Here is a 1,268-nt window from a genome sequence, read left to right as displayed (position 1 = left end):
TCACCTTTACCTAAATTTGTCGCAGCAATTCCGGTTTCTTTACCTTCAATACTACCTGTTGTCTGAGTAATATTGATTGCATTCGCTGTTTCACCATTGTAAGCAGAAATGCCGGTACCATTTATTCCCGGTCCGTCTGCAATCACTTTACCTGCTGTGTTAATAGTTGTAGATCCGGTACCGGAATTAACAGCATTGATGCCTGCTGCGCCTCCCCGAATTTCACTGCTTTCTTTTAACTGACTAATATTGATATCAGTTGTATTAGCACCATTTGAAACAATAATTCCGTTACTAGTATTGTATTTGCTACTATTTAAATCGTTAGAATCTTCTAATACTGTTTCAGTACTGGTTGCCTTTACCTTTCCGTTAATTTCAATATTAGTAGCACCTGATCCATAATTATTAACTTCAATACCACTGTTAAAACCAGTTATATCTCCATCTTTATCTTTATCTTTCTGGATAACATTAATCCCCTCAGATGAAGCCAGACTACTATCTGCAATGTTTTTGCCAGCTAATTTCTGACTATTGTACCAATCATCTATGCTTACATTATCTGCGTTTTCATCAACCTCTGAAACAGGAGCTATACCTGAAACCGCCAGAATACCTGCACCGGCATTACCTGTTACCTGACCGGATGTTTCCACTGATACTGCTCCGCCGGTCGTATTTATTGCACTGATACCATCAGTACCGCCTGTAATGCTTCCTCCGGTCTGATTTACTGCTATGCTGCTTTTCTCACCAGAATCCGCCCAATCAATATTAGTCGCCTGTATACCAGCACCACTAGTACCCGTTACATCACCTCCGGTTGTGATTTCGGTGTCACCTTTACCTAAATTTGTCGCAGCAATTCCGGTTTCTTTACCTTCAATACTACCTGTTGTCTGAGTAATATTGATTGCATTCGCTGTTTCACCATTGTAAGCAGAAATGCCGGTACCATTTATTCCCAGTCCGTCTGCAGCACTCACTGTACCTGCTGTGGTAATAGTTGTAGATCCGGTACCGGAATTTACAGTACTGATGCCTGCTGCACCCCCCCGAATTTCACTGCTTTCTTTTAACTGACTAATATTGATATCAGTTGTATTAGCACCATTTGAAACAATAATTCCGTTACTAGTATTGTATTTGCTACTATTTAAATCGTTAGAATCTTCTAATACTGTTTCAGTACTGGTTGCCTTTACCTTTCCGTTAATTTCAATATTAGTAGCACCTGATCCATAATTATTAACTTCAATACCACT

At 39.6% G+C, this 1,268-nt stretch carries 1 protein-coding gene; it reads right to left on the bottom strand.

All coding sequences use genetic code 11. The features are described 5' to 3' along the window. Nucleotides 1-1,268: hypothetical protein (locus tag H3V01_RS10885; RefSeq protein ID WP_198186790.1), on the bottom strand; the 1,268-nt coding region annotated here is incomplete at both ends.

Origin of the sequence: Snodgrassella sp. M0351 (assembly GCF_016100575.1) — a bacterium.
Classification (GTDB): Bacteria; Pseudomonadota; Gammaproteobacteria; order Burkholderiales; family Neisseriaceae; genus Snodgrassella; species Snodgrassella alvi.
This window is presented reverse-complemented; position numbering and strand designations above follow the sequence as displayed.